The sequence below is a fragment of the Ruegeria sp. AD9 genome (assembly GCF_056542305.1).
Genome location: NZ_JBQFZP010000002.1, coordinates 255,922 through 281,451, shown reverse-complemented (window position 1 = coordinate 281,451; position 25,530 = coordinate 255,922). Strand labels below are relative to the sequence as shown.

23 protein-coding genes are annotated in these 25,530 nt (G+C 57.8%); 9 read left to right on the top strand and 14 right to left on the bottom strand.

Going from position 1 to position 25,530, the window contains the following annotated elements:
• The first annotated feature begins 71 nt into the window (after positions 1–71).
• Positions 72–518 carry a DUF4174 domain-containing protein gene (locus ACR0AM_RS04395; RefSeq protein ID WP_480475841.1) on the top strand — a complete coding sequence of 149 codons (447 nt, stop codon included), beginning with the start codon at positions 72–74 and terminating at the stop codon, positions 516–518.
• Between the two features lie 76 nt (positions 519–594).
• Here ACR0AM_RS04395 and ACR0AM_RS04390 read toward each other — a convergent pair whose 3' ends face one another.
• Positions 595–2,640, bottom strand: coding sequence for an ATP-binding protein (locus ACR0AM_RS04390; RefSeq protein ID WP_480622220.1), 2,046 nt, complete (start codon positions 2,638–2,640; stop codon positions 595–597).
• A 116-nt stretch (positions 2,641–2,756) separates the two neighbouring features.
• Positions 2,757–2,960 (bottom strand): hypothetical protein, encoded by a 204-nt coding sequence (locus tag ACR0AM_RS04385; protein ID WP_267365672.1) that lies wholly within the window; start codon positions 2,958–2,960, stop codon positions 2,757–2,759.
• Positions 2,961–3,610: 650 nt separating this feature from the next.
• Between ACR0AM_RS04385 and ACR0AM_RS04380 the strand changes: the two genes are divergently transcribed.
• Positions 3,611–4,762, top strand: coding sequence for a DcaP family trimeric outer membrane transporter (locus tag ACR0AM_RS04380; RefSeq protein ID WP_480622219.1), 1,152 nt, complete (start codon positions 3,611–3,613; stop codon positions 4,760–4,762).
• Positions 4,763–4,848: 86 nt separating this feature from the next.
• On the opposite strand, the gene ACR0AM_RS04375 is transcribed toward ACR0AM_RS04380, so the two are convergent.
• From ACR0AM_RS04375 to ACR0AM_RS04365, 3 genes are all read right to left on the bottom strand, one after another.
• The gene (locus ACR0AM_RS04375) at positions 4,849–5,202 is read right to left on the bottom strand and encodes a hypothetical protein (protein ID WP_209504586.1); all 354 of its coding nucleotides are present in this window, start codon (positions 5,200–5,202) and stop codon (positions 4,849–4,851) included.
• Between the two features lie 133 nt (positions 5,203–5,335).
• The gene (locus tag ACR0AM_RS04370; protein WP_480622218.1) at positions 5,336–5,821 is read right to left on the bottom strand and encodes a DUF6497 family protein; all 486 of its coding nucleotides are present in this window, start codon (positions 5,819–5,821) and stop codon (positions 5,336–5,338) included.
• Between the two features lie 113 nt (positions 5,822–5,934).
• Complete coding sequence (locus ACR0AM_RS04365) at positions 5,935–7,467, bottom strand: acyl-CoA carboxylase subunit beta (RefSeq protein WP_480622217.1); 1,533 nt, start codon at positions 7,465–7,467, stop codon at positions 5,935–5,937.
• Between the two features lie 183 nt (positions 7,468–7,650).
• On the opposite strand from ACR0AM_RS04365, the gene ACR0AM_RS04360 reads away from it, so the two are divergent.
• Both ACR0AM_RS04360 and ACR0AM_RS04355 read left to right on the top strand, forming a co-directional pair.
• Positions 7,651–8,856 carry a multidrug effflux MFS transporter gene (locus tag ACR0AM_RS04360; RefSeq protein ID WP_480475827.1) on the top strand — a complete coding sequence of 402 codons (1,206 nt, stop codon included), beginning with the start codon at positions 7,651–7,653 and terminating at the stop codon, positions 8,854–8,856.
• Positions 8,857–8,919: 63 nt separating this feature from the next.
• The gene (locus ACR0AM_RS04355) at positions 8,920–10,320 is read left to right on the top strand and encodes a helix-turn-helix domain-containing protein (protein WP_480493760.1); all 1,401 of its coding nucleotides are present in this window, start codon (positions 8,920–8,922) and stop codon (positions 10,318–10,320) included.
• A 73-nt stretch (positions 10,321–10,393) separates the two neighbouring features.
• Here the strand turns inward: ACR0AM_RS04355 and ACR0AM_RS04350 are convergent, their stop codons facing one another.
• From ACR0AM_RS04350 to ACR0AM_RS04325, 6 genes are all read right to left on the bottom strand, one after another.
• A complete protein-coding gene (locus ACR0AM_RS04350) occupies positions 10,394–10,633 on the bottom strand; it encodes an HP1242/YdcH family protein (protein WP_480475823.1) in 240 nt (79 codons plus the stop codon).
• A 255-nt stretch (positions 10,634–10,888) separates the two neighbouring features.
• On the bottom strand, positions 10,889–12,547 hold the full coding sequence (betA, locus tag ACR0AM_RS04345; RefSeq protein ID WP_480622216.1) for a choline dehydrogenase: 1,659 nt from the start codon (positions 12,545–12,547) through the stop codon (positions 10,889–10,891).
• Between the two features lie 66 nt (positions 12,548–12,613).
• Positions 12,614–14,122 carry a choline-sulfatase gene (gene betC, locus ACR0AM_RS04340; protein WP_480516210.1) on the bottom strand — a complete coding sequence of 503 codons (1,509 nt, stop codon included), beginning with the start codon at positions 14,120–14,122 and terminating at the stop codon, positions 12,614–12,616.
• Positions 14,119–14,691, bottom strand: coding sequence for a choline-binding transcriptional repressor BetI (gene betI, locus ACR0AM_RS04335; RefSeq protein WP_480554043.1), 573 nt, complete (start codon positions 14,689–14,691; stop codon positions 14,119–14,121). Before betI ends, betC begins: the two co-directional genes overlap by 4 nt.
• Before the next feature lie 83 nt (positions 14,692–14,774).
• Positions 14,775–15,683, bottom strand: coding sequence for a DMT family transporter (locus ACR0AM_RS04330; protein ID WP_480475815.1), 909 nt, complete (start codon positions 15,681–15,683; stop codon positions 14,775–14,777).
• A 40-nt stretch (positions 15,684–15,723) separates the two neighbouring features.
• Entirely contained in the window at positions 15,724–16,323 is a 600-nt protein-coding gene (locus ACR0AM_RS04325; protein WP_480475813.1) for a LysE/ArgO family amino acid transporter, read from the bottom strand.
• Between the two features lie 87 nt (positions 16,324–16,410).
• Between ACR0AM_RS04325 and ACR0AM_RS04320 the strand changes: the two genes are divergently transcribed.
• Together ACR0AM_RS04320 and ACR0AM_RS04315 are read left to right on the top strand one after the other, a co-directional pair.
• On the top strand, positions 16,411–17,304 hold the full coding sequence (locus ACR0AM_RS04320) for a LysR family transcriptional regulator ArgP (protein WP_480622215.1): 894 nt from the start codon (positions 16,411–16,413) through the stop codon (positions 17,302–17,304).
• A gap of 27 nt (positions 17,305–17,331) precedes the next feature.
• Positions 17,332–18,021 carry a nitroreductase family protein gene (locus ACR0AM_RS04315; protein ID WP_480622214.1) on the top strand — a complete coding sequence of 230 codons (690 nt, stop codon included), beginning with the start codon at positions 17,332–17,334 and terminating at the stop codon, positions 18,019–18,021.
• A 25-nt stretch (positions 18,022–18,046) separates the two neighbouring features.
• On the opposite strand, the gene ACR0AM_RS04310 is transcribed toward ACR0AM_RS04315, so the two are convergent.
• Together ACR0AM_RS04310 and ACR0AM_RS04305 are read right to left on the bottom strand one after the other, a co-directional pair.
• Positions 18,047–19,327 carry an MFS transporter gene (locus ACR0AM_RS04310; protein ID WP_480622213.1) on the bottom strand — a complete coding sequence of 427 codons (1,281 nt, stop codon included), beginning with the start codon at positions 19,325–19,327 and terminating at the stop codon, positions 18,047–18,049.
• A 145-nt stretch (positions 19,328–19,472) separates the two neighbouring features.
• Positions 19,473–20,213, bottom strand: a complete 741-nt coding sequence (locus tag ACR0AM_RS04305; RefSeq protein ID WP_480475805.1) for a YebC/PmpR family DNA-binding transcriptional regulator — start codon at positions 20,211–20,213, stop codon at positions 19,473–19,475.
• A 110-nt stretch (positions 20,214–20,323) separates the two neighbouring features.
• Here ACR0AM_RS04305 and ACR0AM_RS04300 point away from each other — a divergent pair, with 110 nt between their 5' ends.
• The 3 genes from ACR0AM_RS04300 to ACR0AM_RS04290 all read left to right on the top strand — a co-directional run bounded on the left by ACR0AM_RS04300 (position 20,324) and on the right by ACR0AM_RS04290 (position 24,713).
• A complete protein-coding gene (locus ACR0AM_RS04300; protein WP_480622212.1) occupies positions 20,324–22,096 on the top strand; it encodes an SLC13 family permease in 1,773 nt (590 codons plus the stop codon).
• Positions 22,097–22,112: 16 nt separating this feature from the next.
• Entirely contained in the window at positions 22,113–22,847 is a 735-nt protein-coding gene (locus tag ACR0AM_RS04295; RefSeq protein WP_480622211.1) for a glutamine amidotransferase, read from the top strand.
• 204 nt (positions 22,848–23,051) lie between these two features.
• Positions 23,052–24,713 carry an FAD-binding dehydrogenase gene (locus ACR0AM_RS04290; RefSeq protein WP_480622210.1) on the top strand — a complete coding sequence of 554 codons (1,662 nt, stop codon included), beginning with the start codon at positions 23,052–23,054 and terminating at the stop codon, positions 24,711–24,713.
• A gap of 13 nt (positions 24,714–24,726) precedes the next feature.
• On the opposite strand, the gene ACR0AM_RS04285 is transcribed toward ACR0AM_RS04290, so the two are convergent.
• Entirely contained in the window at positions 24,727–25,464 is a 738-nt protein-coding gene (locus ACR0AM_RS04285) for a YbaY family lipoprotein (RefSeq protein ID WP_480554036.1), read from the bottom strand.
• Positions 25,465–25,530: the final 66 nt, after the last annotated feature.

Sequence of the window (25,530 nt, the reverse complement as noted above, 5' to 3'; positions counted from 1 at the left end):
TGGTCACCCGGCGCAAATCGCCGGTCGCAATCGCGGGCACAGGGGCTATATTCGAAAGAACAGGAGGCCACATGACACGCACGCTTGCCTTTGTTTTCTCGGCACTAATCCCTCTGGCCGCCCTGGCGGCAGACGGAACCGCGCCGTCTGATGACAGTTTTGTCCGCCCGGTGGGTGAAAGTGAACTCAGCGAGTTCTTGTGGGTCAAACGCCCCATCGTGGTTTTTGCTGACACGCCTGCCGATCCGCGGTTCCAGCAGCAGATCGATATGCTTGTCGCAGAAGAAGCAGCCATGCGCGACCGCGATGTCATCGTGCTAACAGACACGGACCCGTCTGCCCGGTCTCCGATCCGGACCAAGCTGCGGCCGCGTGGTTTCCAGATGGTGTTCGTCGACAAGGACGGTGTGGTCAAATTGCGCAAACCCAGCCCGTGGAGCGTGCGTGAGATTGGCAGGTCTATCGACAAGACCCCCCTGCGCGAACGCGAGATCCGCGACCGGCGCGAAGGGGGCTGAACGCTTTCGCCACACCCAATGGCCCCGGCGCGATGCGCCGAGAACGTTGGAATGTATATCGAAAGCGCCAACATGGTCACTCGAACTCGATGATTACGTCGTCCACAGCAAGGCTGTCACCGGGGCCTGCATTGACTTTGGCCACCACGCCCCTCTTTTCGGCACGCAGGATGTTTTCCATCTTCATCGCCTCAATCGTGCAAAGCGCCTGACCTTCCTGCACTTCCTGCCCCACTTCGACATCGACCTTCACGACTAGGCCCGGCATTGGGCAGAGCAGCAACTTCGAGGTATCAGGCGGCAGTTTTTCCGGCATCAGTTTGGCCAGTTCCGCCTGCCGTGGGCGGCGCACATGCACTTTCATGTCAGCGCCCCGGTTGCGAACGCGGAAACCGCCCGAGACCTTGCCGATTTTCAGAACCAGCGGGCTTCCATCCACGTCCAGAACCGCAAGTTGATCGCCCGGCGTCCAGTCCGAGGCGACACGCAGGGACGGTCCGTCCTCAAACTTGACCGTTGACCCCTCTTTGTCGGCATTGACCTGCACGGCGAAATCCTGCCCCTGCAATGTCACAACCCAGCGCTTGCCTACTTTGCGTTCGTGATTGTCCATCCGGCCCGACACACGGGTGCGCCGAATTTCGGCGACGCGGTGCATGGCCGCGCAGGACGCAGCAATCCGGCGCAGATCAGCTTCGGGCAACGTGACGCCCTCGAACCCGTCTGGGTATTCTTCAGCGATAAAGGCCGTTGTCATGTCACCGCTGACAAATTTTGGGTGATCCATCACTGCCGACAGGAACGGCAGGTTGTGACCGATGCCTTCCACTTCGAAACTGTCCAACGCAACGCGCATCGCTTCGATGGCTTTTTCACGGGTTGGCGCCCAGGTGCAGAGCTTGGCGATCATCGGATCGTAATACATACTGATCTCGCCGCCCTCGTAGACGCCGGTATCGTTGCGCACGGCGGTTTCACCATCGGGTGCTTCACCCTGCCATTTGCCGTTGACCAGCAACGGACCGGCCGCGGTTTCCTGCGGCGGGCGATACCGGGTCAGACGACCGATCGACGGCAGGAAATTGCGATACGGGTCTTCCGCATACAGACGGTTTTCAATCGCCCAGCCGGTCAGGGTCACGTCATCCTGCGTTATCGACAGCTTTTCACCCGCTGCAACGCGGATCATCTGCTCGACCAGATCGACGCCAGTGATCAGTTCCGTAACAGGGTGTTCCACCTGCAGGCGCGTGTTCATTTCGAGGAAGTAGAAGTTCTTGTTTCCGTCCACGATGAACTCGACCGTACCTGCACTTGCGTAGTTCACGGCCTTGGCCAGAGCGACAGCCTGTTCACCCATCGCCTTGCGGGTTTCAGGATCAAGGAAGGGTGACGGTGCCTCTTCCACCACTTTCTGGTTCCGGCGCTGGATCGAGCATTCGCGCTCGCCCAGGTAGATGCCATTTCCGTGACTGTCGCACAGAACCTGAATTTCGATATGGCGCGGCTGGGTTACGAATTTTTCGATGAAGATCCGGTCATCTCCGAACGAGTTTGCGGCTTCGTTCTTGGACGACTGAAAGCCTTCGCGCGCCTCTTCATCGCTCCACGCGATGCGCATACCCTTGCCACCACCACCGGCGCTGGCCTTGATCATGACCGGATAACCGATGTCGTTCGAGATCCTGACCGCCTCGTCCGCGTCTTCGATCAGCCCCATGTAACCCGGAACCGTCGAAACTCCGGCCTCCTGTGCGATCTTCTTCGAAGTGATCTTGTCGCCCATGCTTTCAATTGCACCAACAGGGGGGCCGACAAAGGCGACACCTTCGGCCTCGAGCGCCTCGGCGAACTTCGAATTTTCCGACAGGAAGCCATAGCCGGGATGAACCGCCTGCGCGCCGCTTTTGCGGATGGCATCCATGACCTTGTCGATCACAATGTAGGACTGGTTCGCCGGGGGCGGACCGATATGCACGGCTTCGTCGGCCATCGACACATGCAACGCGTTCTTGTCCGCGTCCGAATAAATGGCAACGGTGCCGATACCCATCTTGCGGGCGGTCTTGATGACCCGGCAGGCGATCTCGCCCCGATTGGCGATCAGGATCTTATTGAACATGAAACGTCCTTTGGCTTGGTGTTCCGGAAACGCAAAACGCCGCCGCAGGGAACGATCCCCACGACGGCGTGATGCGCAATGATGGCTGAGGCGCCAGACGCCCCGAAAGATTTGCGTTAGTTACAGGTGTTCTGCGTCTTGCAGTACAGCACGTTGCCCGCTGCGCCAACGGCCGCACCAAACAGCGGGTCGGCATTGAGGACCGCAGCCCCCACAGCCCCGGCACCACCGCCGAGGAGTGCCTGTTCGCCCGTAGTGTCACCGCACGCGGCCAGACCCGCACAGGTCGCCGCAACAAGGATGAGTTTCGAGAATCGCATTGTGTCTGCCCTTTTAGTTTTCTTGGTTCGTTTGGGATCAGATGCGCGAAATCGGGCCTGTTATTCAATATCAATGCAATTGCAGGCAGGTTTTGTGCAGGTTTTCGCTTCTCTTTGGCCGTGGAAGCCAAAAAGAAAAACGCGGACAGGTCTATGTGGGGAACACAAGCCTGCCCGCGCAAGGAAGGGGTACGGAATAGTAGGTGCATGTGCGGCGCAGGCAAAGTAGAGCCGCACGGCCCATTCAGTTTGCACGGCACAATCTGTTGAGCAAACACAGTATTGTTTCCCTGGGACAACTCGGCTGGTTTCTGCCCAAGCCGCAATATGGCGCGCAACTTCGTGCCGACAGCATTCAAGTGAAATACCAGCGCGAAAGACCCGTTCACCGTCACAGTTTTGTTACAAAACGGACCGCTTCCGATGTTTTCTGCAGTTGCAGCATCACGAATCGCCGCCACTCCACCGGCGAAGGAATTACGGCGCAGCAGCGCGTTAGATGACAGGTTCAAGACGCCGTGATTCAAGAAGCCAAAAAAGGCACATTTTCTTGAGAAATCAGTCGGTTCAATTCTCTTTCTCGTGATTTCCAAAGATTTCTGCTGCGTGAAACGGTCCTTGGGCACACTCGCACTCAAAGGAACACCCACATGACTATGACTAGAAAAAAGGCACTCCTGCTCGCTGCCTCTGCGCTCAGTGTGACCGGCACGTTTGCTGTCGCCCAGGACGCCCAGACCCAGGCCGAACTCGACGCTTTGCGCGCCCGGGTCGAGGCGCTGGAAGCCGACAAAAGCGGCCCCGCCAACGGAGATTTCCGCATCGGCAACACCGTTCTGGACGTTTACGGATACGTGAAGGCCGATTTCTTCTATGACTTCGACTACGATCAGGGGGATACGGCGTTCGTGAATGTTATCGGTGAACCCTCGGCCGCGACAGACGGCACCTTCGGGGCAACCGTTCGCCAATCGCGGATCGGATTGCGTACCACCACCCCAAGCGGGATCGGTGACATTGGCGGACAGCTTGAGCTTGACCTGTTCGGTTCCGGCGGCACGGCTGAATTGCGCATTCGCCATGCCAACATCACCATCGGCGATCAGTTCCTGATTGGTCAGTACTGGACCAACTTCCAACCATTGGACACCTACCCGACCACTGTCGAATTCAACGGCCCGGTGGGTATCGCATTCGCTCGTGTCCCACAGTTGAGATACACCGGACAGCTTGGCAGCAATGCACAGTTTGCGGTCTCGATCGAAGAGAACGTCAGCGGGTCGAATTCCGATGATCCCGTCCTGACGGCCTCGGCGGAATATTACGACGGTACGTACATTGCCCGTGGTGCCGTTTTGTACGGTAAAGCCAATTCCGGCAATGTCGAAGTGGATCAAACCGGCTTTACGCTTTCCGGCGGCATTCGCCCCTGGCAAGGCGGGTTGTTCCAGGTCAACTACGTCACAGGTGAGGCGCTTGGCCCGTACCTGATCGGTCTCGGCGATGCCATTGTCGGTGGGCAGGCCAACGATGTGGATGGCTATACCGTGGAATTCAGGCAGGACATCGGTGCAAAATGGAATGTCGGCATTGCTTACGGTCGTGAAGACTATGATCTGCCGACCTCGACCGGCACGCTGTCCTTCACCGAACTGGAAACCATCCATGTCAACGCGTTCTACAAGGCGACAGACAGTCTGACGCTCAGCGCCGAATACATCTATGGCGAGCGGAATGACGCGCCCACCGGCAGAACCTTTGACGGCAGCCGCGTTCAGCTTGCAGCCCAGTTGAACTTCTGAGACCACACATGATTCCTGCCCGGTTTCGGGCAGGAATTTCCCGAAACTGGCAGTGATTGGATTATGTGCGGCTGCGAATGTCACAATCAGTCCATCCCGTCGATGATGTCCGGGAAGGACGCGCGCGCAGCGTTTACGTCGATGACAAGCAAGGCATCATAGCTGGCCGGATCAAAGGGGTCTTCTGCCGGGATGACTTCGCGCCCGAACAGCCAACTCAAACGCCCCGCATCCAGATTACCCCGTTCAAACGGCTGGTCACCGAAATGGGCCCAAAGGGCTTCCATGAACGCACTATCAGCGCGCCTGTCCGCAGGTTTACGGTCCCGAAACCGCTCGCGCCGCGTTAACGGTGTAGCGCCCTTTGGGTTGGCGCGACGAATGGTGAACTGAAAGTCTGTGCCTGAAAGGCGACCGGGAAAACCACGATGCTTCAGCATGAAAGGCTCCCTTGTGTCATACTTGCAGACAAAAGCAATTCGAGCCCGAAATGGGATGGGTTCATGATGCGCACCTCCAAAGCCGCACAGTTGGTCTGAGATGCTTTGTACTCATGGATTCCTGCGTTCATGGTCAAAGCCCCTCCCAGATACACTGGGACTGCTCCAGCCGGTAGGCCTCAAAAAACTGGGTCGCATCAGGGGCGGCATCACCAAACTCTACCGGACGATCGGACAAAGAGATCACGATACGCGCCGGCTGCAATTCATGCTGCGCGACATATGGAACGGCCAGAATCTGGCACAGGTGCTCCATATCCTTCGACGCCACATCATACCCGATCCGCCCCACTGACGCGCCTATTCTGGGCGCGATGAAGCGAAAGCGCAGCCAAAGCTCGCCTGGATTGTTGTCCAGCAGGACATCGCTCAGTTGCACTGGCTGGCCCGACGGCACCGGCAGCAACGTATCGGTGTCCGCAAAAGCTGGATGGCTGAAGGTGAGAGCAATCAGACAAATGGCGCGGCCCCGGACCCACCAGCGGCGAGCTCCTCCTTCCGGGGTCGCGCGCGCAGTACGATTGGTCTGCGCGGTTCTATGTCTGACGGGTCGGATCATTCTACTATTTGCCGGTTTTTGTCAATTCCGCCTCAATTTGAGGGGGTTTCAGCCTCGGAACCGCTGTGAGGGTCAAAGATTGAGCGGGGCAGATCACCCCGCCCCCAGAAGGATCACAGCGGGATATTGTCGTGCTTTTTCCACGGGTTTTTCAGTTGTTTGCCGCGCAAGCTGGCAAATGCCCGGGACACACGTCGGCGGGTCGAATGCGGCATGATCACCTCATCGATGAAGCCGCGCTCGGCTGCCACGAAGGGATTTGCAAATCGGTCTTCGTAATCCTTAGTGCGAGACGCAATCTTGTCCGCATTGTCCAGATCGGCGCGATGAATGATCTCGGTCGCCCCTTTGGCCCCCATGACCGCGATTTCGGCAGTGGGCCAGGCATAGTTGAAATCACCGCGCAAATGCTTGGAGGCCATAACGTCATAAGCACCGCCATAAGCCTTTCGGGTAATCACCGTAACCTTCGGAACGGTCGCCTCACCATAGGCAAAGAGCAACTTGGCCCCATGTTTGATGACGCCGCCATATTCCTGGCTTGTTCCCGGAAGGAAGCCAGGAACGTCGACCAGTGTCAGGATCGGGATTTCGAAACAGTCACAGAAGCGTACAAAGCGCGCAGCCTTACGTGACGAGTCGATATCCAGACACCCGGCCAGCACCATCGGCTGATTTGCGACGACGCCAACGGTCTGACCTTCCAACCGGATGAACCCGGTAATGATGTTCTTGGCAAAATCTTCCTGAATTTCATAGAAATCGCCTTCATCCGCTACTTTGGCGATGAGTTCCTTCATGTCGTAGGGGGTGTTCGGATTCTCTGGGATAAGAGTGTCCAGCGAAGCCTCGATCCGGCCGGGTTCGTCAAAGAACGGGCGCACGGGCGGCTTTTCGCGGTTGTTGAGGGGCAGGAAGTCCACCAGGCGCCGCACCTCGGCCAAAGCTTCGACGTCGTTTTCGAACGCGCCATCAGCGACCGAGGATTTCTTGGTGTGGGTCGAAGCCCCGCCCAGTTCCTCGGCAGTCACCACTTCGTTGGTTACGGTTTTCACCACATCCGGGCCAGTCACGAACATGTAAGAGGTGTCTTTGACCATGAAGATAAAGTCGGTCATCGCCGGGCTGTACACCGCGCCACCGGCGCAGGGGCCCATGATTACGCTGATCTGCGGCACCACGCCCGAAGCCATGATGTTACGCTGGAACACTTCGGCATAACCTGCCAGCGAAGCTACACCTTCCTGAATGCGCGCGCCGCCCGAATCGTTGATGCCAATCACCGGCGCACCGTTCTGCACCGCCATGTCCATAATCTTGCAGATCTTCTGAGCATGGGTTTCTGACAGCGATCCGCCAAAGACGGTAAAATCCTGGCTGAACACATAAACCATGCGCCCGTTTATCGTGCCCCAGCCGGTGACGACACCGTCACCCGCAGGCTTTTGTTTTTCCATCCCAAAATCGGTGCAGCGGTGGCTGACGAACATGTCAAACTCTTCAAAGCTGCCCTCGTCCAGCAGAAGTTCGATCCGTTCACGTGCGGTCAGCTTGCCGCGCGCGTGCTGGGCATCGATCCGTTTCTGCCCGCCCCCCAGACGTGCGTGATCACGGCGGGCTTCCAATTCGGAAAGAATGTCTTTCATGACGACTATCCCCTTATAAATTTGCCGGGACCCTACCTGTTTGGGCCTCTCATCCAAAGCTATTTTCGGCAAATTTGCAAAATTTCAGCAACAGTAATTTGGAAAACTGCAAAACTGCGAATTTTCACGAGCAATTCTGCGAATGACTGGCAATCCGAAAATCCACGGCTATACATGTGAACCATGCAGTTCAGCTCTGACGCGGTCCACCGCACACCACCCACATTGGCGACGCTTGTTTTACTCTCGGGCCTTTCCGCCCTGAGCATGAACCTGTTTCTGCCCAGCCTGCCAAACATGGCCGAGTATTTCGAAACCGATTACAAGGTCATGCAGCTGTCGATTGCGCTTTATCTGCTGATCAATGCCATTCTGCAAATTCTCATAGGTCCAATCGCGGATCAGGCAGGCAGACGGCCGGTTTTGCTTTGGGGCCTTGGCCTGTTCCTGATGGCAACCCTGGGATGCATCTTTGCCCCCAATGCTACGGTTTTTCTGGCGTTCAGGATGTGTCAGGCGGTTGTGGTCGTCGGTATGGTTCTCAGCCGCGCTGCGGTGCGGGATATGTACGATCAGGATCAAGCTGCCTCGATGATCGGTTATGTGACGATGGGCATGGCCGTGGTTCCAATGATTGGCCCTGCCATCGGCGGCTTGCTGGAAGTGAGTTTTGGTTGGAAAGCGAATTTCTGGCTGCCCTTTGCCGTAGGTCTGCTGACTATGGCACTGACCTATTCGGACTTTGGGGAAACATCGGCAAAAAGCGGCAAGACACTTGTCCAGCAATTCAAGGAATACCCCGAACTTCTAACCTCGCCACGGTTCTGGGGGTACTCACTGGCTTGCGCCTTCTCTTCGGGTTCGTTTTTCGCCTACCTCGGCGGCGCACCGTTCATTGGCACAGAACTGTTCGGCTTGAGCGCGGCACAGGTTGGCATTTATTTTGGCGCACCTGCGGTTGGGTATTTTGTAGGTAACTTTATGAGTGGGCGGTTTTCAGTACGGTTCGGCGTGAACCGCATGGTGCTGTGGGGAAGCCTGTTCAATGCGTTTGGCGTCGCTGTATCGGCATTGCTGTTTTTAGCGGACCGCGGAACCGCACTTAGTTTCTTTGGGTTCATGACATTTGTGGGCGTCGGCAATGGCATGGTCATCCCCAACGCAACCTCGGGCGCGCTATCAGTGCGCCCTCACCTGGCTGCAACCGCCTCGGGCCTGAGTGGCGCCATCATGTTGGGCGGCGGAGCCGGGCTGAGCGCGCTGGCAGGTGCCTTGCTGACGCGTGAAACCGGCGCGATGCCGCTGCTTTGGCTGATGCTGGCAACAGCCGTTCTAGCGATCGTCGCAATTTCAACTGTCGTACGAAGAGAACGGCAATTAGGGCTGTAACCGCTTGCCCCAATGACTTTGCAAAGTTATCCTCGGCAATTGGAAAACTTGCAAAGGCACCCTATGGCCACCCAAAAGCTCTATGCGGGCGCGAAACTGCGCGAAATGCGTACGCGCCTGACTCTGACGCAGCGCGAATTTGCCGCCAAACTGGGCGTTTCACTGCCCTACCTGAACCAGATGGAGAACAACAACCGGCCGATCTCGACCACGGTTGTGCTGGCTCTGGCGCAGGAATTCGGAATGGATGTTACCGAACTCAGCACCGGAGACAGCGAACGTCTTGTTTCAGACATGCGCGAGGCGCTGGCCGATCCTGTTTTTTCGGACATTCAGCCCCCACTGGCAGATCTGCGCCTGACAGCTTCCAACGCCCCGGCTCTGGCGCGGGCGTTTATCGAATTGCATAAAACCTATCGGCAGACACATGAACGCCTTGCCTCGCTGGACGAGGCTTTGGGACGCGAAGATGCGCGCATTCAGGCCAGCCCGTGGGAAGAAGTGCGCGATTTCTTCCACTACTGCGACAACTACATCGACGCCGTGGACAGGGCTGCGGAACTGTTTGCCAACCGCGCCGACGGCCCCGGCGGTATCCGGCAAGCCGCCCTGAGCAGCCTTTCAGAGCGTGGAATTCAGGTGGTTTTTTCAGATACGGGCCCCTTGCGCGCTTATGATGTCGACAGCAAAATTTTGCGCCTGTCCTCCCGTGCTGCGCCGCAGACGCAAGTGTTCCAACTTCTGTTGCAGGTTGCGCTGATCAGTCAGGACCAGTTGCTGGAGGCGACGCTGGATTTCGCCAAATTCCAAAGCGACGAAGCCCGCGCCATCGCCAAGATCGGACTTGCCAACTATTTCGCTGGTGCCTCTCTGATGCCTTATACCGCGTTTTTGACCGCCGCTCAGGAAGAGCGTCACGATCTGGAGCTGCTCAGCAACCGTTTCGGGGCGTCGGTCGAGCAGGTTGCACATCGGCTGTCGACACTACAGCGTCCCGGCGCCAAGGGTATCCCGTTCTTCTTCGTCCGGGTTGATCAGGCCGGTACGATCACCAAGCGGCACTCGGCCACACGCCTGCAATTTGCGCGCTTTGGAGGGGCCTGCCCGCTTTGGAACGTGCATCGCGCGTTTGAAACGCCCGGCCATTTCCTGCGGCAACTGGCGGAAACGCCTGATGGTGTTCGCTATATTTCGCTGGCGCGGGATGTCTCAAAATCTGGGGGCTCGTTTGGCGCTCCGGTCAGACGGTACGCCATAGCGCTGGGATGCGAGGTCCGTCATGCCCCGGCTCTTGTTTATGCTGATAACCTCGACATCAACAATGCCAGCGCCTACGAGCCTATCGGTATTTCCTGCCGCATCTGCGAGCGGCAAACCTGCCACCAGCGTTCGGTCCCGCCGCTGGAACGCCGTCTGAGCATCGACACCCATATTCGCGGCACTCTGCCCTATGAAGTGACCTGATCTTAGTCTGATTTATTATCCCACCGGTGTAGCGTCTCTGGTCACGACGGGGGCAGAGCCCCCGTCACTATGTTTAAGCCTTGGACAGGATCGCCCAAATCTCATCCTTCAGCGCCGCGCGCTTTTTGCGCAGGTCAACCTCAGCCAGTTCTTCCATGGGCTCGACATTGGTTTCGGCGCGGTGAACTTCGCGGTTGACCTCATGATATTCATCGGCCAGCCGCGCAAAATGCGCATCCGTTTGCTTGAGCTGGCTCATCAGTTCAACTTTGTCCGGAAACTCTTCGGCCAGTTCATGCGGGGTGTGAGACATCTCTGTTCGCTCCTTCATATGTCGTTGCAAATCAGTGATAGAAGCGTGACCGGGCTTTCGCTTTGACCGGGATCAACTACCCGCAATAATCCCGCGAATTCCAATACAACGCCACGCGCCATCCTGCCGTGCAGAGGGCAAGTTGTTCTGAAACGTGGCTCAGGCTTTTCTGGACAAGAACACTGAACTTTTCGCTAATATACCCCCGGCAAGCGCCGAAAATTTACGCATTCAACCGGGGGCAGTTCAGAAGGATTAACGCTGCGCGGTTGCCCAGCCCGGGTGAATCCACGGGCGGTCATTGGCCTTGGGCAACGGGTCTTTGCCCAGCAGGGAATCCGATACTTTCTCGCCCACCATGATCGAGGGCGCGTTGAGATTGCCGTTGGTGATCTGCGGGAAAATCGAACTGTCCGCGACGCGCAGCCCGTCCACACCGATGACGCGACCCTCGGGATCGACCACCGCACCTTTGTCATCCGCACGCCCCATCCGGCAGGTGCCGCAGGGGTGATAGGCGCTTTCGGCATGTTCCGCGATAAAGGCGTTCAACTCTTCATCCGTTTGCAAAGAGGCACCCGGTTGAATTTCCTTACCGGCGTAAGGTTTGAACGCATCCTGCCCAAAGATTTCACGGGTCAGTCGGATACAGGTGCGGAAATCCTCCCAATCCTCTTCGTGGCTCATGTAGTTGAACTTTATCACCGGTGCGTCTTCAGCCCTGTCCGACCGCAGCGTGACTGCACCCCGCGAGGGCGAGCGCATCGGGCCGACATGCGCCTGGAATCCGTGCCCTTCAGCCGCAGCCTGCCCATCATAGCGGACCGCAATTGGCAGGAAGTGATACTGGATGTCAGGGTATTCCACCCCCTGTTTCGACCGGATAAAGGCTGCGCTCTCGAATTGGTTCGACGCCCCCAGCCCCTTTTTTGTAAACAGCCACTGCGCCCCGATCAGGCCCTTGCTGAACAGGTTCCAGTGTTTGTAAAGCGTGATGGGTTGCAGCGAGGCCTGCTGAATATAAAGCTCCAGATGGTCCTGAAGGTTCGCACCCACCCCCGGACGATCTGCAACAACGTCGATCCCATGTTCTGCCAGATGCGCGCCCGGTCCGATACCGGACAGCATCAGCAGCTTGGGCGAGTTGATCGAGGACGCAGCCAGAATGACCTCGCGCCGGGCATTGATGATCTCTTTCTTTCCGCCACGGATCAGTTCCACGCCAGTGGCGCGACCGTTTTCCATGACAACCCGAGACGCAAGACCCCGCACGATATCGCAATTGTCGCGTTTTAGCGCTGGCTTCAGATATGCATTCGCCGCTGACCAGCGCCGCCCTTTCCAGACGGTCTGCTCCATCGGGCCAAAGCCTTCCTGCTTTTCGCCGTTATAGTCGCCGGTGACCTCGTATCCCGCCTGCTGACCCGCATCGACAAAGGCCTGAAACAGTGGGTTCGCACGTGGGCCGCGCGATACGTGCAACGGGCCGTTGGTTCCGCGCCAGGCCGGATCGCCGCCATGACCACCGTCATGCCATGTCTCCATGCGTTTGTAATAGGGCAGCACATCCGCATAGGACCAGCCGTCGGCCCCCATCTCGGCCCAAGTGTCGAAATCGCGTGCGTGACCGCGTACATAAACCATGCCGTTGATCGACGATGACCCGCCGATCACCTTGCCGCGCGGGCAGGCCAGACGGCGGTTGTTCAGATGCGGTTCGGGCTCGGACTGATATCCCCAGTCATAGCGCGACATGTTCATCGGATAGCTGAGCGCGGCGGGCATCTGGATAAACGGCCCCAAGTCGGTACCACCGTGCTCGATCACCAGAACCGAGGCCCCACCTTCGCTCAGACGATATGCCATTGCGCAGCCTGCGGACCCTGCGCCAACGATGACAAAATCTGCTTCCATATTCACAACTCCCCGCCCGCCGGGAAAAACGCCTCCGGCGGGAGTATTTTCAAAAAGACGAAGAGATTACTCGCCGCGTGGGAACCGGGCGTTTTCCTCGACGATGTTCAGATCCATATGATTGCGCATGTAGCGTTCGGACGCTTTTTGCAGCGGCTGATAATCCCATGGGTAATATCCGCCCTGCCGCAGTGCCTCGTACACGACCCAGCGTCGCGCCTGACTGGCGCGGACATCCGCGTCGAAGCGCTCCAAATCCCAGCGGGCCTCGGACTTTGCCCGCAGGGTTTGCAGCGTGCCCGCATGTTCGGGACTGTCTGCCAGATTGGTCAGCTCATGCGGGTCTGCCTCAAGATCAAACAGTTGATCCGGGTCCAGCGCGCATCGATTGTATTTCCACTTGCCATAGCGCAGCGACACCAGCGGCGCGTAAGATGCCTCAGCCGCGTATTCCATGGCCACAGGCGCGGTTCGCGTGCCACCTTGCGCCAATGGCACCAGGTTTTCGCCGTCCGTCCATGGTGCGATTTCGTCCATGTCAACGCCTGCCAGAGCCCCGAGCGTGGGTGTCACGTCGATGGTGGAAACCGGCGTATCGATCCGCCCCGCAGGCAAATCCGGGGACGATATCATCAAAGGTACGCGCGCCGAGCCTTCGTAGAAGTTCATTTTGAACCAGAGGCCACGTTCACCCAGCATGTCACCGTGATCCGAGACGAACAGGATGATCGCCTCTTGCCGTGTCGTTTCCAGCACTTCGAGGATTTCACCGATCTTGTCATCGAGATATGTGATGTTGGCGAAATAGGCACGGCGGGACTTGCGAATGTCTTCCTCGGTGATGTCGAAGCTGCGCCAGTCATTGGCATCGAAGATCCGCTTGGCGTGAGAATCCTGGTTTTCATAGCCGATATCAGCGATTTCGGGCAGCAGGTGCGCGCAATCTTCATAGAGGTCCCAGTATTTGCGACGGGCGACATAGGGATCATGCGGATGGGTGAAGCTGACCGTCACGCACCATGGGCGGTCATCCTTGCCGCGCGCAAGGTCATAGAGTTTGGCCTTTGCGTTATAGGCGACCTCGTCATCATACTCCATCTGGTTGGAAATCTCGGCAACACCCGCGCCGGTCACCGATCCCATGTTGTGATACCACCAGTCGATCCGCTCGCCCGGTTTGCGGTAATCCGGTGTCCAGCCAAAATCGGCCGGGTAGATGTCAGTTGTCAGGCGATCCTCAAACCCGTGCATCTGGTCCGGGCCGACAAAGTGCATTTTGCCTGACAGACAGGTGTAATACCCGGCCCTGCGCAAATGGTGTGCGTAAGTTGGGATATCGCTGCGGAACTCAGCCGCGTTGTCGTAGACGCCGGTGCGTGAGGGCAATTGACCGGACATGAAGCTGGCCCGCCCCGGCGCACAAAGCGGCGACGCAGTATAAGCGTTGGCAAAACGGGTCGACCGTTCCGCCAGTTTCTTCAGGTTCGGAGCGTGAAGCCAGTCAGCGGGACCGTCGGGAAAGAGGGTTCCGTTCAGCTGATCCACCATCAGGATCAGAATGTTTGGTTTTGTCATTTTTCAGCCTCGAGCAGAGTATCGAGCACGCGCATTGCGTGGTTCACGGCCAGTTGCGGTTCTTCCGGGGCGCTGAGCGCTGCGCGAATATAGAGCCCATCAATCAAAGCAATCATGTTTTCAGCAGCTTCGACCGGATCCTGCATCCTGGGGCGCAGGGCATGGATCAAATTCGACCTGATGCGCGCCTGATAGATCTGCCACAAACGCAGCGCGTCATTGTTGGTCTGCGCCAACACATAAAAGGTCATCCAGGCGGCAGTCACGTCAGGTGTGAAACACGAAGGGGCAAAACAGGCGTGGATAATCGCCTCTGCCCGGTTGCCCGGTTTGGCCGCTTTCAACTGGGCCCTGGCTTCGTCGCTGAAGTCGGCGAGGATTTGACGCATTGCGGCCAGAAATATCTGATCCTTTCCGCCAAAATAATGGTGTGCCAATGCGCTGGACATGCCTGCGCGTTTGGCAATCTGGCTGACGGTTACATCCAGGGATTTCTTGACACCCAGTTCAGCAATCGTCGCTCGAACAATCGCGTCCTTGCGGATCGGCTCCATTCCAACTTTTGGCATCGCTTTCCCCATACAGGTGTCATGCGACCAAGCTAGGATGTTTTTATTGACTCGTCAATCAATGTAAGCGCAGAGATGTCACTTCATAGCTTCGGCGCAATACTGGGAGGCGTCAAGTCCCGACGGTTCAACATGAACTCGCGCCATGAGATGAAGCTTACAGCGCCCAGTATCAGGGTTCCGCCAGCCACAACCCAAAGGTCAACGCTTTCGTGGAAGATCGCAGCACCCACAAGCGTGGCCCAGATCAACTGCAGGAATGTGACGGGTTGTGTGACGGCCACAGGCGCGGCCTGCAACGCCAATGTCATGAAATAATGCCCTGCGGTCGCAAAGCTGGCCACCAGAAACAGAACCCCGAGTTCTTGCATACTGGGCCGGGTCCAGACGGCAACCGCAAAGGGGATCAAGGCTATGGTTACCCAGATGGACAGATGCGCCACAACAACCGAAGGTGGAACGTCGCGGACAAGAAGCTTGGCCAGCAAATAGGACCCGCTTAGCATCAGGGCCGTTCCGAGCATGGCAAGGTGACCTTGTGAGACTTCGCGAAACCCGGGGCGCAGGATGACCAGCACGCCCACCAAAGCGACCAGAATCGCGGCGACCCTGCGAAAAGCCAACTTCTCACCCAGAAACAGGGCTGCACCCAAGGTGACATAAACCGGCGTCATGTAGTTCATCGCAGTGACTTCGGCCAAGGGAATTTGTGTCATGGCGAAGAACCAAAGCATGACAGCAATCGCGTGTACTACACCGCGCAAACCGAACAGCGTCAGCAGGCGGGGTGTCAGCCGGGTCGCCATGATCGACCGCAAGGCCGGTAACAGAAACACCAATCCCAGCGCATAACGCAGGAATGCGGCCTGGATCGGATTCATCGTCGTGCCCAGAGATTTGACCAATGCGGTCATCACAACAAAGGACAGCCCGGCGGCAAACATCCAGAACATAGCGGCAAGCGGGCGCGACGAAACGGCAAGCGATGTCATGGCTTAGGTTGAACACCGAAACCCTGCCGGGAACAACCCTTCACATGACAACAAGTTTCAGTGCGATACCCAGCATTACGACACCGATCACTGCATCCAGCACCTGCCAGGCGCGCGGGCGCGCAAACACCGGAGACAGAACACCTGCGCCGTATCCAAGTGAAAAGAAGAAGGCAAAGCTGGACGTGACCGCCCCGATGGCAAATCCGACCCGGTCATCATACTGTGCCGAGATGGAACCGATCAGAACCACTGTATCCAGATAGACATGCGGGTTCAGCCAGGTGAAGGCGAGAACGGTAAGCATTGCGGTTTTAAGGCTGGTTCGCGGGCCGTTGCCCGTTTCCATTACCGCGCCACCCCGCAGGGCAGACCCGAAACTGCGCAGCCCATACCACGTCAGAAAAGCGGCCCCGCCAAATCGCAGTACAGGTTCAAACCAGGGGGCTGAATGCGCCAGAGTCCCGAACCCTGTGACGCCTGCAACAATCAAAACCGCGTCAGACATTGAGCAGGTCAGGCACAGAAGAAACACATGTTCACGCCGCAACCCCTGTCGGAGAATAAAGGCGTTCTGTGCCCCGATGGCGAGGATCAGACTGAAACCCAGCGCGAAACCGGCGATCATGGACGTGGGCATGGGACCTCCTGCTATTGCAAGACGTTGACTAAGATCGTCGGTGCGATCTATCAAATTAAAGATGTTATCCCGAGTTAAGCCCGACTAATGTTGCTGGATCCTCTTCACCTGTCCGCTTTGTCTGCCATTCTGCGTCATGGCAGCTTTGATGCGGCTGCGGCAGAGCTGGCGGTGACGCCCTCGGCGATATCCCAGCGGATCAGGGCGCTTGAGGATCGGATTGGAGCCACCCTGATACATCGGAGCACCCCTTGCACCGGAACGCCCGCCGGGCTGCGCATCGCCCGTTACGCGGAAGATGTCGGACTGCTTGAGGCACAGCTGGTTCGAGAGCTTACGCTGGAGCAGGAATCAAGGTCCGCCCGCGTCCGCATTGCCGTACCGGCAGACAGTCTGGCCACCTGGTTTGTTGATGCGATGGCGCAGGTGCCTGACATGCTGTTCGATCTGGTGATCGACGATCAGGATCACTCCGCAGACTGGCTGCGGCGGGGCGAGGTAAGCGCCGCCGTCACCGTTGGCGGCCAGACAGTGACCGGGTGCGACGCGATCCCATTGGGCGTGTTGCGGTACCTGCCAACGGCCAGCCCGGAATTCATCAACACCTGGTTTCGGGACAAAGTGACCGAGGCAGAACTGGGCAAGGCACCCTGCCTGGTTTTCAACCAAAAGGACGGGCTGCAAAGGGCATGGATTGTTCAGCACACTGGCAAACGCCTTTCCCCCCCGTCTCATTTCCTGCCTTCTTCACACGGATTTGTGGACGCGGCGATTGCCGGGCTTGGGTGGGGCATGAACCCCGCGGCTCTGGTGCGGGAGGTTCTGAAACAAGGGCTGTTGCGCCCCATCGTGCCCGATGCACCGCTGGATATCGCGCTGAGCTGGCAGGTTGGGCGTGTTCTTGCGCCCGCACTCAAACCTCTGACCCAGGCTGTCAAACGTGCATCAGAACGGATTTTGCTTCCGCCTCAAAGCAGCTAAACAGACACGACATTTTCGGAGGGACCGATGTTCTCACGTGACGCTCTTGGCTATGACCCTATTCCCCTGCCAGACCGATGCGACATCAGCGATACAGACATGCTGGGCGCGGCGCAGGCATTTTATGAAAAGATGCGTCAGCGTCATACTATCCGGGATTTCAGCCCCCGCCCCGTTGCCCGTGAGGTAATCGAAACCAGTCTGCGCACTGCGGGTACCGCCCCGTCAGGCGCCAATCACCAACCCTGGCATTTTGCAGCCATCTCGGACCCTGCCCTGAAACACCGCATCCGGGAAGAAGCCGAAGAAGAAGAACGCCGGTTCTACGCAGGTGGCGCCGGGGATGAATGGATCAAGGCGCTGGAGCCCATCGGCACCAACGCGGTCAAAGAACATCTGACAATCGCCCCTTGGCTGATCGTGGTTTTTGCCCAGCGCTGGGGGCAGTTCGAGGATGGAACGCGGTACAAGAACTACTACGTCCCGGAGAGTGTAAACATTGCCACCGGCTTTCTGATTGCTGCGCTGCATCACGCGGGCCTCAGCACCCTAACCCACACCCCGAACCCGATGCGGTTTCTGAACGACGCGCTGGACCGGCCCGCGTCGGAAAAACCAACCATGATTATTGCAGTGGGGCATCCGTCAGAAGACGCGACTGTGCCTGCTGTGGCAAAACTCAAGAAACCCCTGGAAGAGATTTCATCCTTCTTCTGAGGCTTTCGCGACGCTCGCCAAAAACTCAATTCGAGGGCTGTTCCGCCTTTTTCCGTTCTGGTTGCATCATGCGGTAGCAGTTTATACAGGACACCAGACTGGCGACGACGATGAATGCGACGGCCATCGCGACCTCGTGCATATGGGCGACAGCGGCAAGGCCCGCAGACAACAACACCGCGGTTAAACGCGCGAACGCCTTGACCGCCGCCGATCCCCGCACCCGCTGCTCTTTGGGTGCCACATCCAGAAAATAGAGCTTACGCGCACTGCTGGTCCCGGTCACAGCAACGGTGACAACGAACAGTGCAATTGCATGCAAGTGAACCTGATGGTCGATGCCCAAATAGTGGAACACCAAAAGAACACTGCCTGTTGCGGCGACCATCAATGTCCCGACCACCATCACCGCACGATGGGATTTCATGTTGATGATTTGCCACAGAGGGCCCGATACAAGATATCCCGAAGCGGAAGAGACGATCATCGCGGTCAATCCCTGTGTCGAGCTGTGATGCGCTTCGGCTGCGATGAGCGCGAAGAACGGAACGGACAGCGACACAGCAACCAAGGGCAGACGCATGATCATATAGCTCCGGAACCACTGGTATTCGAACATGCCCAGAACACCCTTGATATTCGCCTTAATCGAAATGCCCCTTTCGGACTCCTGCGGTGTCGTCGGCGCGACCTCACGCGCGGTTTCTGTTATCGCCAGCATGAACAGACCAGACAGCAGGAAGAATAAAACCGAAACGCCAATCATGACTGAATGGCGCGAAAAGGGTGGATTATCCTTGGTGATCTGATGCACCAGCAACGCAAGGCCAATGGCACATAGCCCCCCTGCACCAAGCTGTAGATATTGCATGATCATGCGCGAACGCGCCTGAACATGGTCCCCTAGCAGATCCGTAAGCATCAAGGTCTGCACTTCGCTGACAAGCCCGATCACAAGAAATACAGACAGGAAAACCACTGCGATCAATGGGACAGCCCCGGTCGCTGCCGCAGCTATTGCCAGAACCAGACAGGCGCCAATGACCGCTTCGGTCAACGCAATTGCATGTTTCTTCCGGCTTCTTGCTGCAACGGGTTGCGCCAGAAAGAAATCGGCAATCAAGCAACCGACCATCCGCACCGACACCAGTGCCCCTGCTACAAACATCGGCAACTCGAAGGAAACGGCTAAAAACGGCAAAACAACCGACGGGCTGCCGAGCGTCCAAGCGACCTGAGACAGGATACTTTGCCCGGCCAGGACGGGCACGTTGCGCTTGGTCTGATCGGAAGTTTCGGATGTCATTCGTACTGTGTCTTCGTGTTTTCTGTATTTCCCGCACTTTCAGCCTAAGCGCATCGAATGTTTCAGCCAATAATTCAATAAGACCATCAAAAAACAAAAAACCCGGCCGTGCGACCGGGTTTCAATGAGTTGGTATTGGGTCAGCTTAAAGCTGCGCCATGACCTCGTCGGTGGCTTCGAAATTGGTCGTGACACGCTGCACGTCGTCATCGTCTTCCAAAGCATCTACCAGCTTCATCAGCTTTTGCATGTCTTCCAGGCCCAGTTCCGTCGTTGTGGTCGGTTTCCAGACCAGCTTGGTGGATTCTGATTCTCCAAGCGCGGTTTCCAATGCAGAGGAGACATCGTTCAGATCGGTATCGGCGCACCAGATGATGTGACCGTCATCCGAGCTTTCGACGTCTTCCGCGCCCGCTTCGATGGCCGCCTCGAAAATGGAATCTGCATCCCCTGCGGTCACCGGGTAAACAACCTCGCCTTTGCGTTCGAACATGAAACCGACCGAACCGGTCTCGCCCAGGTTGCCGCCATTCTTCGAAAAGGTCGAACGCACGGTCGATGCGGTCCGGTTGCGATTGTCGGTCATGGTTTCGACAATGACCGCAACACCATTGGGCCCATAGCCCTCGTAGCGGATTTCTTCGTAATCGTCACCTTCACCCGCTTGCGATTTCTTGATCGCGCGGTCGATCACGTCCTTGGGGACCGAGTTCGACTTGGCTTCTTTCACCGCCAGACGCAGGCGCGGGTTCTTGTCGGGATCGGGGTCGCCCATCTTGGCGGCGACAGTGATCTCTTTCGACAGTTTGGAAAACAGTTTGGACCGCGCGGCGTCCTGACGCCCCTTGCGGTGCTGGATGTTGGCCCATTTGGAGTGGCCTGCCATAGTGCGTCCTCGTCATCATGTTTGCGTGTTCGGCGCTCATATAGACGTTTGCGGGGGGCAGGATCAAGAGAGCGGCTTGCGACGACCTCACCGCCTTGTATGGTGACGGCATGACGACAGATCAGATCATTCTTTTCGCGCTTTTCATCACTGTCTTCGGAATGCTGCTTTGGGGTCGGTTTCGATACGACCTTGTGGCTTTTGCCGCGCTTATGATCGGTGTCGTGCTGGGTGTTGTGCCGGTCGATGATGCCTTTGCGGGCTTTGGCCACCCAGCGGCCATTATCGTCGCGCTGGTGCTTGTAATCTCTGCCGGTTTGGTCAGGTCAGGTGCGGTATTTCTGATCACCCGAACTCTGGTTGATGCGTCACGGGGGCTGGGCGCGCATATCGCCCTGATGGGCGGGATCAGTGCGATTCTGTCGGCCTTCATGAACAATGTCGCGGCGCTTGCCTTGCTGATGCCCGTGGATATTCAGACCGCGCGAAAAGCAGGTCGGCCCCCGGGCCTTTCCCTAATGCCGCTAAGCTTTGCCACCATTCTGGGGGGCATGGTCACCCTGATCGGCACCCCGCCGAATATCATCATCGCCTCGATCCGGCAGGAAACGCTGGGCGAGCCGTTTCATATGTTCGACTTCGCCCCTGTTGGTGGAATAGCAGCGATCGCCGGTCTGGCGTTTGTCGCGCTGATCGGATGGCGATTGATACCCAATCGCGGCGTGCAACAAGAAACATCCGAGGTTCTGGCCGAATACATTGCCGAACTGACGATTCCGCCGGGCTCTGCCCATATCGGCAAACGGGTCAGCGAACTTTATGAAACGGCCGAAAAATCCGACGTGGCTATCATCGGCCTGATCCGGGATGGAAAACGGCGATATGGCCGGTCAACCCATGCCACACTGAACGATGGCGACGCGCTGGTACTGGAAGCGCGCCCCGAAGCGCTGGACGAATTCCGTTCTGCGCTGAAACTGGATTTCTCGGACACGCGACGGCAGGAGCTGCTGACGGCTGAAGGCGACGGGTTGGAAGTGATCGAAGTGGTTGTTCCGGAAAGTGCGCGCATAGCCGGCCGTACAGCGCAGGGTATCGGGTTGGCTTGGCGCCAGAGCACCGTCCTGATGGGCATCTCACGTCAGGGTCGTCAGATCACCGAACAGGTTCGCAAGACCGAGGTTGAACCGGGCGATATCTTGCTGCTGCTTTGCCCCCGTGATCGCAGCGCCGATGTGACCGACTGGCTGGGGTGTCTGCCTTTGGCCGAACGCGGGTTGAACGTGACGGCAAATGACAAGGCCTTGTTGGCCATCGGTCTATTTGCAGTTGCCGTCTTCGCGGCCAGTGTTGGGTTGATTTACCTTCCCGTCGCATTGGGTCTTGTCGTCATAGCCTTTGTGCTGACCAAGGTCATGCCGATCACAGAAATTTATAACCATATCGAATGGCCCGTGGTTGTGCTGCTGGGCTCGATGATCCCACTGGGCAGCGCTTTGGAAACATCCGGCGGCACCGAGTTGATTGCCAATGCGCTGATTCAGCTGACCAATGGTCTGCCCGCATGGGCGATCCTGAGCGTACTGATGGTCGTGACGATGACCTTGTCCGATGTTCTGAACAACACCGCCACCGCCATCGTCGCGGCCCCGGTGGGCATCCAGATGGCCCAAACGCTCGGGGTGTCGCCCGACCCGTTCCTGATGACCGTGGCCGTTGCGGCCTCGGCTGCGTTCCTGACGCCTATCGGTCACAAGAACAACACGCTGGTTCTGGGCCCCGGCGGCTATCATTTTGGCGATTACTGGCGCATGGGCCTGCCGTTGGAGGCTCTGATCATCGTGGTTTCCGTCCCCGCCATCCTTGTCTTCTGGCCATTGTGACGGGTAAAGGCTGTTCATGAAACGCTTTTTGATCCTGCAATTGCGCCCGGAAACGGATGCCTCCGACGCAGAATATGCTTCGATCCTGAACCGCAGCGGGTTGTTACCCGAACGCACGCATCGCATCCGTCTGGATTGCGAAGACCTGCCAGAAGGGCTGAAAGTCACCGATTATGCGGGGATTATCGTAGGCGGCGGGCCGGGATGCGTCAGTGATGACCCCGCGACCAAATCCGCGACGGATGCGCGGATCGAAGGAGCGATCCTGGGTTTGATGCCGCAGATTACCGCGCAGGATCATCCCTTCATGGGGTGTTGCTATGGCCTTGGTATTCTGGCCGTACATTTGGATGGCAAAGTGAGCAAAGCCCGGTATGGCGAGCCTGTGGGACCATCCAGGTGCCGCCTGACCCCCGAAGGACAACAAGACCCGTTGACCGCAGAGTTGGACGCCACCTTTGATGCGTTTGTTGGCCACAAAGAAGCGGTTCAAGCCCTGCCCGAGGGCTGCGTTCACCTTGTTGCGTCCGACCCCTGCCCGTTCCAGATGATCCGCTGGGGCCGGAACGTCTATGCCACTCAGTTCCATCCGGAAGCCGATGCCAAAGACTTTGAACAACGCATCAACATCTACAGGAACCACGGCTATTTCCCGCCCGAAGACGCGCAGAAACTGATCGACCACTGCCATTCGGCGAAGGTCACGCAGCCCGGCGAAATCCTGCGCCGTTTCGTCCAGCGATACGAGTGACCCAACGGCGTGGTTGCCTGCGCCTTTCCGCCTCGCTTAGGCTGATCTGACGCAACTTTGCGAGGGGTTGATTGCGGATCATCAGGTTGCCATTGCCGGCCGCCCTGTTTCGCTGACCCTGCTTTCGGCCGTCTGTGGCATCATGTTGCCTGCCCTGGATCTGCCGTTCACCGCTTTGTTCCGCCGCCGCTGAAAGGAGTGTTCATGACAAACAATACTGCAGATGCGACTATCGTCGGTTCCGGGTTGGCCGGGCTGGCAGCTGCGGCGGAACTGGGCGACCGGGGCAAGAAGGTGATCATTGTCGATCAGGAACCCGAAACCTTTTTGGGCGGTCAGGCGTTCTGGAGCCTTGGAGGCCTGTTCATGGTCGACACACCCGAACAGCGCCGCATGGGTATACGCGACAGCCACGAATTGGCGCTGCGCGACTGGATGGGCAGCGCGCAATTTGACCGTGGCGAAGACGCATGGCCCCGCAAATGGGCCGAAGCCTATATCGAGTTTGCCGCTGGTGAAATGCGGCCATGGCTGCACGAAATGGGCCTGCGCTGGTTTCCGGTCGTTGGCTGGGCCGAACGTGGCGGGTCTTATGCGACGGGGCATGGCAACTCGGTCCCGCGCTTTCATATCACATGGGGCACCGGCCCCGGCGTTCTGGAACAGTTTATCCGACGCGTCCGCGACCATGTCAGCGCCGGATTGATCCAGATGAAGTTCCGCCACCAAGTCAGCCATATCATCATGCAGAACGGAACCGCCAAAGGTGTTTCCGGAGAAATTCTGGCCGATGACACCGCCCAGCGCGGTAACAAAACCAACCGCGATGAGGTTGGCGAGTTCGAAGTTTATGCCCCGTCGATCATCGTCACCTCCGGCGGTATTGGTGGCAATTTTGACATGGTGCGTCAAAACTGGCCCCGGGACCGTTTGGGTGAGCCGCCCAAAGATATGGTTGCAGGGGTGCCCTTTCACGTCGATGGCCGCATGATCGCAATCAGCGAAAAGGCGGGCGGCCATGTCATCAATGGTGATCGGATGTGGCACTACACCGAAGGCGTGCGCAACTGGGACCCGATCTGGCCCGCCCACGGCATTCGTATCCTGCCCGGCCCAAGTTCAATGTGGTTTGACGCCAGGGGCAACCGCCTGGCACCGCCCTGTCTGCCGGGGTTCGACACTTTGGGAACTCTGCGTGAGATCCTGAAAACCGGATATGAATACAGCTGGTTCGTTCTGACCCAGAAGGTGATCAAAAAGGAATTTGCGCTGTCCGGGTCGGAACAAAACCCCGACTTCACTTCGGGCAGCTGGAAAGAGGTAATCCGCCAACGCATTCTGTCAGGTTCCAGCGCAACCGCCCCGGTTGAGGCGTTCAAGGAAAAGGGTGAGGATTTTGTTGTTGCCAACACGCTGACTGAACTGGTCAACGGCATGAACCATCTGGGCGACACTCCGATAGACGAGGCTCATCTGCGTGCCCAGATCGAAGCCCGGGATTTGCAGGTCGACAACCCCTTTTCGAAAGACGCGCAGATGATGGCGATCCTTGCCGCGCGCAATTATCGCGGAGATAAACTGATCCGCACAGCCAAACCGCATAAGTTTCTGGATCCGGCCAACGGCCCGCTGATTGCCGTCAAGCTGCATATCCTGACACGCAAATCCCTGGGTGGATTGCAGACCAATCTGGACAGTCAGATGATTGGATCAGACGGCAATGTCGTGCCGGGCCTGTTCGCTGCTGGTGAAGTCGCCGGATTCGGCGGCGGCGGTTATCACGGCTACAACGCGCTGGAGGGTACATTCCTGGGCGGCTGCATCTTTTCCGGTCGCAATGCCGGGCGTTCAAGGGCTGTCGCCTGACGCACTTTCCCGGTTACTTGCGCATCAGTTTGATCACCGGCTGGCCCTGCGCATCCAGCAGAGCCAGAGCGTTGCCCTGCATCGCGAAGGTCGTGACGTTTTGCAAGGCTTGCAGGAATTGCCGCTCGACCGCGTCCAACGGGGGCGGGCACGCCATGAGTGTTGCCGCCATGTTGTCAGGAAACGCAATACGATTACCGGAGATCTCGGCCCGACCACTGAACCGGTTGCAGCCGCTGCTGCCTGAAAAGACGCCATCCTGATCAAAGACAAGCTCAGGGCGTTTTTCGGTCTCGATAGGCGCACCATTCAGGCCCGAGGCGGTCCATTGGGTATTGTCCAGCGTTGCCGCCCCCTGCCCCTGGACCTGAACCAACAGCAGATCGGCGGCATTCTCTGCCCCATTCGTCAGAACCGGGTACACAGTATCTGTGGTGAACAGCAAGTTTTGCCCCTGCATCACTGAAGCCCGCACGCCATAGCGATGAGCATCGATGATCAGCGCGTCGTCATAGGTCAATTTGAACTGCGCGGGCACCCCGCTCAGCGCATACCGTTGCGCGGCAAGAGTGACAGCGGGGGCATCGGCCAGCGAGATATCCTGAAGCTCAACATAAAGGGTTGCGTCCGGTGGCAGTGCAATGCGCTCTCGGTACGTTGCGGTCCCTTCAACAATACCGGCAATAGCGACACTGCTTAAAGCTGCCCAAGTTGCTGCACCCGCCCATATTGCGCGACCCAAATGCTGCATCGGTCAAATCCTTTTGCAAACCCTCTTCGCAAAAGATCGTGTGCCCTTGGGTCTTTGCAAGATGTG

Coding starts and splice junctions, on each gene's coding strand:
- ACR0AM_RS04395 (WP_480475841.1), top strand. CDS start 72: ATGACACGCACGCTTGCCTTTGTTTTCTCGGCACTAATCCCTCTGGCC.
- ACR0AM_RS04390 (WP_480622220.1), bottom strand. CDS start 2,640: ATGTTCAATAAGATCCTGATCGCCAATCGGGGCGAGATCGCCTGCCGG.
- ACR0AM_RS04385 (WP_267365672.1), bottom strand. CDS start 2,960: ATGCGATTCTCGAAACTCATCCTTGTTGCGGCGACCTGTGCGGGTCTG.
- ACR0AM_RS04380 (WP_480622219.1), top strand. CDS start 3,611: ATGACTATGACTAGAAAAAAGGCACTCCTGCTCGCTGCCTCTGCGCTC.
- ACR0AM_RS04375 (WP_209504586.1), bottom strand. CDS start 5,202: ATGCTGAAGCATCGTGGTTTTCCCGGTCGCCTTTCAGGCACAGACTTT.
- ACR0AM_RS04370 (WP_480622218.1), bottom strand. CDS start 5,821: ATGATCCGACCCGTCAGACATAGAACCGCGCAGACCAATCGTACTGCG.
- ACR0AM_RS04365 (WP_480622217.1), bottom strand. CDS start 7,467: ATGAAAGACATTCTTTCCGAATTGGAAGCCCGCCGTGATCACGCACGT.
- ACR0AM_RS04360 (WP_480475827.1), top strand. CDS start 7,651: ATGCAGTTCAGCTCTGACGCGGTCCACCGCACACCACCCACATTGGCG.
- ACR0AM_RS04355 (WP_480493760.1), top strand. CDS start 8,920: ATGGCCACCCAAAAGCTCTATGCGGGCGCGAAACTGCGCGAAATGCGT.
- ACR0AM_RS04350 (WP_480475823.1), bottom strand. CDS start 10,633: ATGTCTCACACCCCGCATGAACTGGCCGAAGAGTTTCCGGACAAAGTT.
- betA (WP_480622216.1), bottom strand. CDS start 12,547: ATGGAAGCAGATTTTGTCATCGTTGGCGCAGGGTCCGCAGGCTGCGCA.
- betC (WP_480516210.1), bottom strand. CDS start 14,122: ATGACAAAACCAAACATTCTGATCCTGATGGTGGATCAGCTGAACGGA.
- betI (WP_480554043.1), bottom strand. CDS start 14,691: ATGCCAAAAGTTGGAATGGAGCCGATCCGCAAGGACGCGATTGTTCGA.
- ACR0AM_RS04330 (WP_480475815.1), bottom strand. CDS start 15,683: ATGACATCGCTTGCCGTTTCGTCGCGCCCGCTTGCCGCTATGTTCTGG.
- ACR0AM_RS04325 (WP_480475813.1), bottom strand. CDS start 16,323: ATGCCCACGTCCATGATCGCCGGTTTCGCGCTGGGTTTCAGTCTGATC.
- ACR0AM_RS04320 (WP_480622215.1), top strand. CDS start 16,411: ATGTTGCTGGATCCTCTTCACCTGTCCGCTTTGTCTGCCATTCTGCGT.
- ACR0AM_RS04315 (WP_480622214.1), top strand. CDS start 17,332: ATGTTCTCACGTGACGCTCTTGGCTATGACCCTATTCCCCTGCCAGAC.
- ACR0AM_RS04310 (WP_480622213.1), bottom strand. CDS start 19,327: ATGACATCCGAAACTTCCGATCAGACCAAGCGCAACGTGCCCGTCCTG.
- ACR0AM_RS04305 (WP_480475805.1), bottom strand. CDS start 20,213: ATGGCAGGCCACTCCAAATGGGCCAACATCCAGCACCGCAAGGGGCGT.
- ACR0AM_RS04300 (WP_480622212.1), top strand. CDS start 20,324: ATGACGACAGATCAGATCATTCTTTTCGCGCTTTTCATCACTGTCTTC.
- ACR0AM_RS04295 (WP_480622211.1), top strand. CDS start 22,113: ATGAAACGCTTTTTGATCCTGCAATTGCGCCCGGAAACGGATGCCTCC.
- ACR0AM_RS04290 (WP_480622210.1), top strand. CDS start 23,052: ATGACAAACAATACTGCAGATGCGACTATCGTCGGTTCCGGGTTGGCC.
- ACR0AM_RS04285 (WP_480554036.1), bottom strand. CDS start 25,464: ATGCAGCATTTGGGTCGCGCAATATGGGCGGGTGCAGCAACTTGGGCA.